Annotated in this window: 6 protein-coding genes; 1 reads left to right on the top strand and 5 read right to left on the bottom strand. The window is 63.3% G+C overall.

The features are described from left to right. Positions 1–136 precede the first annotated feature (136 nt). From QMX78_RS18370 to QMX78_RS18350, 5 genes are read right to left on the bottom strand one after another with little or no spacing between them, the layout of a single operon-like run. Positions 137–1,072 (bottom strand): hypothetical protein, encoded by a 936-nt coding sequence (locus tag QMX78_RS18370; RefSeq protein WP_282272251.1) that lies wholly within the window; start codon positions 1,070–1,072, stop codon positions 137–139. After that, positions 1,069–3,429: an LTA synthase family protein gene (locus QMX78_RS18365; RefSeq protein ID WP_282272249.1), complete on the bottom strand. Its 2,361-nt coding sequence runs from the start codon at positions 3,427–3,429 to the stop codon at positions 1,069–1,071. Before QMX78_RS18365 ends, QMX78_RS18370 begins: the two co-directional genes overlap by 4 nt. 14 nt (positions 3,430–3,443) lie before the next feature. Continuing rightward, positions 3,444–4,721 carry a YaiO family outer membrane beta-barrel protein gene (locus QMX78_RS18360; protein ID WP_282272247.1) on the bottom strand — a complete coding sequence of 426 codons (1,278 nt, stop codon included), beginning with the start codon at positions 4,719–4,721 and terminating at the stop codon, positions 3,444–3,446. A gap of 17 nt (positions 4,722–4,738) precedes the next feature. Beyond that, complete coding sequence (locus QMX78_RS18355) at positions 4,739–6,262, bottom strand: glycosyltransferase (protein ID WP_282272245.1); 1,524 nt, start codon at positions 6,260–6,262, stop codon at positions 4,739–4,741. After that, a complete protein-coding gene (locus QMX78_RS18350; protein ID WP_282272243.1) occupies positions 6,259–7,320 on the bottom strand; it encodes a HEAT repeat domain-containing protein in 1,062 nt (353 codons plus the stop codon). Before QMX78_RS18350 ends, QMX78_RS18355 begins: the two co-directional genes overlap by 4 nt. Positions 7,321–7,631: 311 nt before the next feature. Here QMX78_RS18350 and QMX78_RS18345 point away from each other — a divergent pair, with 311 nt between their 5' ends. Then, positions 7,632–8,156, top strand: a complete 525-nt coding sequence (locus QMX78_RS18345) for a DUF2059 domain-containing protein (protein ID WP_282272241.1) — start codon at positions 7,632–7,634, stop codon at positions 8,154–8,156. The last annotated feature ends 244 nt before the right edge of the window (positions 8,157–8,400 follow it).

Here is an 8,400-nt window from a genome sequence, read left to right as displayed (position 1 = left end):
CCCGGGGTGGGGGCGGGGTGCCTTTCGCGGCTGGGTTTTGCTGCGTGGCTGGAGCTTTAGAAGCACCCCTCCCCGGCCCTCCCCTGCGCTGCGCGCAAGGGAGGGAGCACAGCCAACGCAAAAGGGAGGGTTCCATTCATTCCCAGTACTGCCCCGCCCAACGCCGGTAGGCCCGGTAGTGATGGATTGCGAAACCATCAAACGAGGGCTCGTTACGCAGCGCACGTTCCACCTTGCGCACTTCCTGTTCGAACACCTTCGGCCCTTCTTCATGGAAGGTGACCTTGTCGATGTCGTTGGATGAGACTTCCAGCCCGATCACCACCTTCTTGCCGACTTCATTGGCATAGGCGATCTCGCTGGCGGCGTGCGACAGGATGCTGTCCCTGCCCTCGGCCTTGTCGCGGTAATCCATCAACGCAACGTAGTCGTAGATGTTGATGGTGTGCTCGCTGACCGGACGATGACGTCCATTCCAATCCACCTCGATGCCATCCAGCCAGAACGGAATCGCAGGACCAACCGCCAAGGTCGCGCCGCTCTCCTGCTTGATGCGCATCACCGCCGCGCTCATGTCGAGGAAACCAATCAGCAAGTCCGCACGCGTGTCGTCATCCCATTCGTCGAGGATATGCGGTTCGATGTCGAGGTTGGCGCCATCAAAGCGCGCGGCTTCCGGCACCGAGGCGTTGTAGTCCACCACCCGCCGGAACATCGCCTCGGCCTCCTTGCGGTGCGCCGGCAACACGTACTTTTGTGTGCTCAGGTACCAGGAGCCCAGCAAGGCGTAGACCCTCATGTTCTTGGCGTGCAAACGCTCGATGAAGGCGCGGTACAACTGTGGCTGCTCGACGATGAGGTTGCGGTCCTTGTAGGCGTCGGCATACAAATACACGGTGTCGATACGCTGCGACTTGAGATACGCCACCGCCTCATCGGCGACCGCCGGATCTTCGATCATCGCGTACGACTCGGCCTCCCAGGTCCAGATCGCGCGGCTGGCCGCTGCCGCCTGCGCCATTGGCAGCACACACAGCGCGGCCAGCAGGCCCAGGCCAAATGCGCGGCTCATTGCGACTTCTCCACGCCTGCAGCGGCGCCCACCTGCAGGTGATAGCGGCCCTGTCCGATCGCCTTGCCGTTGTCCGGATCGGACGGGAACACCGACACGTAGCAGCGGCCACCGCAATCCTGCGGCAGGCGCAGCTGCAACTGCACCTGCTGGCTGCCACCTGGCGGCAGCTGCATTGCCTGCCCATACACTTCCTGCAGTTCGCGGCCGTCCTCGGCGGACATCACCGCCAGCGGCACGAACAAGCGGCTTGGTTTGGGATCGCCACTGCTGAACACTGCCGTCAGCTGCACGCCATCAGCAACGGTGGCAACGTCTGCCGAGGCCAACGACAAACCATGCGCTACCGGTGCCGCCGCCACGTCGGCAGCAGCCGCAGGCGCGCTGTACGCGACCAACTTCGGCGTCGCACCTTCCGGCGTCAGTGCGATCTTCTGCATGAAGATCGCATTGGCCTGTGTGTAACGCTGCAATCGCTGTTTGGCCCATGCAAGCACGCTGGCATCGTCGGCTTCTGCCAGATGCATGCCGTCCTGCAACTCGTACAACTTGCCGTCATGCAGCCACCAACGCCCGGCCAGATATTCCGGCGCACTGGTCTTGGTCTGCTTCAAGGGAAACTGCTGGTTGCTGCGGAAGCTCTCGGCCATGTCGAGGCCGGTGCCCAGCCACGGCGTCTGCGCCGGCCGCTTCAACCCATAGGTATTGGACAGCAAGGCCATCAGCGACGGCGTCACATCCAATTGCGAGGACACCGCGCGGATGCGCTTGGGTTGCTTCAGCAATGGTGAGAACACAATCAAGGGCACGTGGTAGCGGTCCACATGTTCGCCCATCGGAATCTCCGGCAGACGATGGTCGCCGGTGATGACGAAGATGGTATTGGCATACCACGGGGTCTTTTCCACCGAGGCGAAGTAGCGGCGCAGCTGCTCGTCGGTGTACAGGATGGTGCTGTAGATATCGGTGCTGGCGCGGTAGCTGGCACGCTCGGCCTCGGGCACCTGCAGCTGCTGCAGGCGCTGCTCGAACTGCTTGCGGTACACGTCCTGATCCGGGAACTCGTAGCTGGTGTGCATCGAGATCGTCTGGATCGCGGTCAGGAACGGCACCTGCACGCTGTCGTTGTCGGCCAGTACCCGCGAGATCAGTTCCTTGTCCGGGTAACCCCAGGCGCTGAACGGATTGCGTTGATAGGCGGCACCGAAGTTGTTCATGTCGACCAGTGTCTGTACCTGCTGGCCCTGCATGTAGGCGCGCTCGTTGTCGAAACTGGTGTCGGTGCCGTTGTAGAAGGCGGTGTTATAGCCCTGCTGGCGCAGCACACTGAACAAGCCGGGATACGCCGGCATGCGATCACCCAGCCCGGTAAAGCCCTCGTCGCCGAACGGTGCCGAACCAATCAGGCTCGGCAGCACACCGAAGGTGCGGCCCTGGTTGGCCAGGAAGTTGTCGAAGTACAGGCTGCGCCCAGCCAACTCATCGAGGAACGGGGTGAAGCTGCCCAGCGATGCCTGCGGGCCGGAGAACGAGCGGCCCAGACCTTCGACCACGATCAACACGACATTCGGCGGTCGGCCATCACTGGTCGGCGAGAAATTCGGGCCCAATGTGTCCGGCGTCTGCTCCTGGCGCAGGAACGGGAAGTTCGGATCCAACGGCGCCTCGGTGCTGGCAATCGCGCTCGGCACCACTGCAACATCCGACTCGCCCTTGAACCAGCGCCACACATCGCCACCGAACCAGGCCAGCTTGTTGCAGGCCAGGTCGCGCGAGGCAACGTCCTTCAACGCCGCCGCTCCGCTTGGCAGCGGCAGAATCCACGCGACACCCGCAGCCACCAACCACACCGTGCTCCACACCGTGGAGCCACGCGCATCGCGTCGTGCTAGCCACAGCAGGCCCGCCCACAACACCAGCAGCGGCAGTGCCATCGCCAACGCGCCACGCAACCCCAAGGGCGCGCCATCGGCCAGCGTGGTGCGGATTTCGGCAAGGCTGTAACCGAACAGGTCTGCACCCAGCGGCACATGCGCCACCTGGAAATACTGATCAAGCAGCACCTGCACCACGATGAACAACGACCACAGCAAGCCCAGCGCGATGTATCGCGGCAAGGCGCGCTTGATCGCGAGCAGTGGCAGCGACAACAGCACCAGGATCGGCACCGAGCGCAGCAGCATCAGCAGCGCCTGCGCACCGGCAATACCGACAATCGCGCCGGTCTGCGTACTGCCGCCGGCAGCTGCCACACCGCTGCTGACCGCCATCGCGACCAGCACCGCCTGCGCAAGCAGCAACACCGGGAATGCCGAAGAGAAGCGCGCCCAGGCGCCGCCGTCATGCGTGGAAATCATCGTCAGCTGCTCCCTCACCAGCGCGTATAGATGGAGCCGGACAAACGCTGCTCATTGAAGCCGCTGTCGTCGTCGGCATAACCGGCGCCCAGCTTGAAGCCCCAATTGGGCGTGACCTGATGCCGCCACGCAACGCCGATGGCGGCGTTGTTGTCACGCACCACGCCGCCAAAGCGGTCCAGGTCGGTGCTGCGGCCGCTGCTGACGCTGACTTCCAGGTAGTCGTCGGCATCGCCCTTGTAGTAATTGCGCAGCAACACGCGATGGCTCCAGCTGCCCGAACCGACACCCGGCACGTGCTGCAGCTTGTAGCGGCCATACCAGTTGCCGACATAGCGGCCGACGCCGACGCCGTAGAACTCGGTAGTGTCGGAGAAGCGCAGCTGGTCGACGCTGGCCGACAGTTCCCAGCCATTGCCCACGCCCTGGAACACTTCCACGCGCCAGCTCTGCTTGGGCAGCACGCCGCTGGACGGACCGCGCTGATAACGCAGGTTTGCGTAGGCACGCGACCATAGCGGTGCGTAGCCGTCCAGCGCCCAGGCGGTATCGGAGGTATTGAAGTGATCAGCGCGCAGCAGTTCCAGACCCAGCGAGCCGCGCGGGAAGTAGCGGCGCAGGGTCAGATCGTTGTCGTTCCAGCTATCGCGGTCACCGCTGAAGCGAGTGTGATCCCAGCCCACGCTCGCCCCCCAACGGTAGCCATCGGCCGCCACCGCATCCGGATTGGCCATGCGCGGCAACAGGCTCAGGCGCAGCTCGGCGATTTCCTTTGGATCCGCGCCCAGCGTGGCGGCGGCGTCGAAATCGGCACGCGCGGCAGCAGTCTGGCCGAGCGCGCGCAGTTCGCGGCCTCGCGCGATGCGTGCTGCCGGGTCCTGCGGTGCCAGTTCAATCCAATGCGAGTAGGCATCGGCGGCCTGCTGCGGACGGTCGCTCCAGCGGTACATGTCGCCCAGTGCCGACCAGGCGTCGGCATAGGTCGGGCTGTTCTTCACTACCTGCTGCAGATCGGCCTCGGCGGCAGCGTACTGGCCGTCCCAGGCGTAGGTGCGGCCACGCGCCAACAGCACATCGCCATTGCCCGGATGCTCGCTCAGCAGCGCGCTGTAGCGGGCGATGGTGGCGGCGCGATTATTGGCCTCGGACTGCTCGCGTATCTGCTGCAGCTGCAGGGTCAGGCTGTCCGGTGCTTCCTGGGCGAACGCCAACAGCGGTGCAGCGGCCAGGGCGAGCAACAGGCAACGCGACAGCACATGCCGCGGAGCACGGAGGGGATGGTGCTGGGTCATGGAACGGTTCCTGGCAATCATTTGTTGATACTCGATTCGCTGATCACTGACGATGCAACTGCCACCGCCACCGGCACTTCTTCTTTGTGGCTCTGCTGCCAGGAACCATCACGACTGATGCGCCCCCAGCTATGCCGCTTGCGACGGGTGAACATCCAGCGAATGGTGGCGGAGAAACGCCATACCGAATTCACCTGGCGGTAGCCGAAGTTCTCCAGGATCGCCACCACGAACAGACGCAGTTGCTGCGCCGGTCGCGAATACAGACCGAAAGACAATTCCTCCAGCAGCATCGCGTTGACCGAGAGCAGGATGCCCATGCCGACTGCCGCAGCGAGGAAGATCAGGAACACATCCAGCTGCACCAGCCCGCACAGGGCCAGCACGATCATCGAGACATAGCCCACGACCTCGATGATCGGCCCCAGGAACTCGAAGAACAGCATGAACGGGAACGCGACCCAGCCGGCAGCGCCACTGCGGCGGTTGAACAGCATGCCGATATTGGTCCACAGGCTTTCGGCCAGACCACGCTGCCAGCGCATGCGCTGGCTGCGCAGTGATGACAGGTCGGTGGGGGCCTCGGTCCAGCACACCGGGTCGGGCACGAACACGATGCGATAGTCGCGCTTCTCCTCGCGCAGGTTGCGGTGCAGGCGGATCACCAGGTCCATGTCCTCGCCGACGGTGTCGGTGCGGTAACCGCCGATGGCGATCACCCGTTCCTTGTAGAACACACCGAAGGCACCGGAGATGATCAGCAGCGCGTTCATCGGCGACCAGCCCATGCGGCCGAACAGGAAGGCGCGCAGGTATTCCACCAGCTGGAAGCTGGGCAGCCAGCTGTTCGGCAGGCCGATCTTGTGGAGCATGCCGTCACGCACGGTGCAACCATTGAGCACACGCACCACGCCGCCGCTGGCAACCACACGGCTGTCTTCCAGGAACGGCCGCACCACCCGCGACAGGCTCTCCGGCTGCAGGATGCTGTCGGCATCAACCACGCAGAACAGCGGATAGCGGACGCAGTTGATACCGGCGTTGATCGCATCGGCCTTGCCGCCATTTTCCTTGTCCACCATGCGCACGCGCGGGCAACTTGCCGAGGCATACACCCCGTGCACCGGCTCGGTCTGCAGGCGCGTGCGATAGGCCTCGGGCACCCGCACCAGACCAAACGCTTCGATCAACGCATCGCGGGTACGGTCGCTGGAGCCATCGTTGACGACCACGATCTCGAACGCCGGGTAGCTGGTCTTGAGCAGCGAGCGCACCGAGGAAACCACCGAGGTTTCTTCGTTGTACGCCGGCAGGATGATGCTCACCGGCGGCTGGTACTCGCGCAGACCGGCCGGCAGGTAATTGGCCCGGTACTCGCGCATGTAGCGCACGATCTGGTAGGCCGAGATGTAGTTCAGCAACAGGTAGGCAAGGTTGATCGCGACGAAGTAGGCCATGAAGAACCACTGCAGCGAGTCGGCGATACTCACCCACGGAATCTGCTGCACGTAGCTCACCAGCATCTGCCAATAAGCGTTCATGTCGCACTCCTCATCGCGTTCTCGGACAGCACCTGTTCGATGATGTCGCGCCCGTAGCCATCACTCTGCCGCGACTGCACTTCACGCAGTGCATCGGCGCCCATGCCCGGCAAGCCGAACAGGGCCTGCGCGGTGCGATAGCGCACCCACCAGACGCTGTCTGACAGCAATGCTTCCAGTCGCCGCGCATCACCAGATTCGCCGATGCGACCCAGGGCGGCTGCCGCGTGCATGCGCACATGCCAACGCGACGCGGTGAGGAAACCAATGACCCGCTCACGATCCTGGCGATCGTTGATCAGTTGCAGGCAGACCGAAATGATGTGGTCATCCACGTGCCCTTCCAGCAACTGCCGCACCACCACCGCCGCACGTTGCGGATCGATGTCGGCAAGGAAGCGCACCAGCTTCACGGTGGAGTCGGCATTGGCACGCAACAGTGCATTGCTGATCTCGCGTGCGGCGCTGCCATCCTCGTTCTCGGCCAGGATCCGCGCCACGCTGCCCGGCACCCAGTCCTCGCGTTCGGTGATCATCGGCACGAAGGCAGACATGGCGCGCGGCGGATCCACCTGCGCCAATGCCCGCGCTGCGCACAGCGAGACAATCGGGCTGCGATCGTTGAGGAACTTGGCCAACAGGTCGTAGAGATGCCGGTCGCGCAGATGGCCCAGGGCAATGATGGTCATCGCGCGGTCGTGATAGCTGCCACGCAACATGCGTTGCGCCGCCTCCTCCAGACCCACCCGATGGCCGAGCGGCGCCAAGCGCCGTACCGACGCTTCCGGCAGGCTCTCGCAGACGCTGTTCCACGCTTCGATGAAGCCTATGACCTCACCGCGTTGCAATCGGTGCACCGGCACGGTTTCACCGGCAAGCTCGCGCTGCAGGACATCGTTCCAGTGCTGCCGAGCCTGGGTATCGCGCTTTTCCCGGCGCTGCGCCCTTACCCGCAGAAAAACAATGATCAACAGCAATACCGTGGCCAACAGCAGGGTGAGAATCGCCACCCAGCTGGCCACGACGAGTACGGTCGGCCCCTCGAACAGACTGTCCATCGCAGTTCCCTAGTTGTTGCGAGTACGTGGCTTGCGAGACCACGCACTCCCCCTGTGTACAACTTCTAGTGCCAAGCATAGATAGAAACGTGACCCTCGTCTCTATTTTTTTTCAATTTCAGTAAGCTTCCTGTCATCAAATTATGTTAAGCAGGAACACAAAATGTAAATTTTTCATTAAAAACAATGCACCGCAGCGCAATTCGACACTCGCAACTGCCTGCTCACCTGCGCCCAAAAGTCAGAAACCTGTATTCAGCCCCGGCAAGGCCGCGGTTATGCTCAAGCACAGCCCATCACAAGGACGACCCATGCAGCGCTGCCGCCAGACCCTTCGTACCCGTTGCGCGCCCCTGTTGGTCGCCGCCAGCCTGGCGCTTGCCGGTATCGCGCCGGCATGGGCGGCCCCTGCCACCGATGCCGACGTCAACCGCCTGCTGGCCGCCTCCCGCGCCCAGAACATGCTCGACGCGATGCTGCCGCAGATGGAAGCCATGCAGGCACAGCAGTTCGCCGAGATCGCCCAGAAGCAGTCACTGACTGCCGAGCAGAAGGCCGGGCTGCAACGCATCCAGCAGCGCACCTCGCAGACCTTGCGGCAGGCGCTGGCGTGGTCGCAGATGCGGCCGATGTACGTGGATCTGTACAAGCAGTCGTTCTCGAAGGAAGACGTGCTGGCGATGGCCGAGTTCTACGAGAGCCCGGCAGGCCAGAGCCTGCTCGACAAGACCCCGGCACTGATGCAGAACCTGATGGTCGCCATCCAGCAGAAGATGACCCCGCTGATGGCTGACCTGCAGAAGGACCTGGAAAAGATCAACAGCGAAGTCAAATAAGCGCCCAACTGCAGGTGCCGAGCCATGCTCGGCAAGGGGCGTTACCGGCGCTGCCGCTCCGGTTTCTTTTGTGGGAGCGGCGTAAGCCGCGAAGCTGGTGATGTTGGAATCACCAAAATTCCCGCAATCTGATGGTTTGTGGGCTTCGCGGCTGACGCCGCTCCCCCAAACCTGCGCGTGCTGATGGGTTTCGGGAAAAGCCCCTGCCGAGCATGGCTCGGCACTACACCCCCTCCCTTTGGCG

This window comes from Stenotrophomonas sp. PS02298, from assembly GCF_029959445.1.
GTDB lineage: Bacteria > Pseudomonadota > Gammaproteobacteria > Xanthomonadales > Xanthomonadaceae > Stenotrophomonas.
This window is presented reverse-complemented; position numbering and strand designations above follow the sequence as displayed.

Bases quoted from the DNA above. Each gene is read 5' to 3' on its own strand.
- QMX78_RS18370 (WP_282272251.1), bottom strand. From the start codon at position 1,072: ATGAGCCGCGCATTTGGCCTGGGCCTGCTGGCCGCGCTGTGTGTGCTG.
- QMX78_RS18365 (WP_282272249.1), bottom strand. From the start codon at position 3,429: ATGATTTCCACGCATGACGGCGGCGCCTGGGCGCGCTTCTCTTCGGCA.
- QMX78_RS18360 (WP_282272247.1), bottom strand. From the start codon at position 4,721: ATGACCCAGCACCATCCCCTCCGTGCTCCGCGGCATGTGCTGTCGCGT.
- QMX78_RS18355 (WP_282272245.1), bottom strand. From the start codon at position 6,262: ATGAACGCTTATTGGCAGATGCTGGTGAGCTACGTGCAGCAGATTCCG.
- QMX78_RS18350 (WP_282272243.1), bottom strand. From the start codon at position 7,320: ATGGACAGTCTGTTCGAGGGGCCGACCGTACTCGTCGTGGCCAGCTGG.
- QMX78_RS18345 (WP_282272241.1), top strand. From the start codon at position 7,632: ATGCAGCGCTGCCGCCAGACCCTTCGTACCCGTTGCGCGCCCCTGTTG.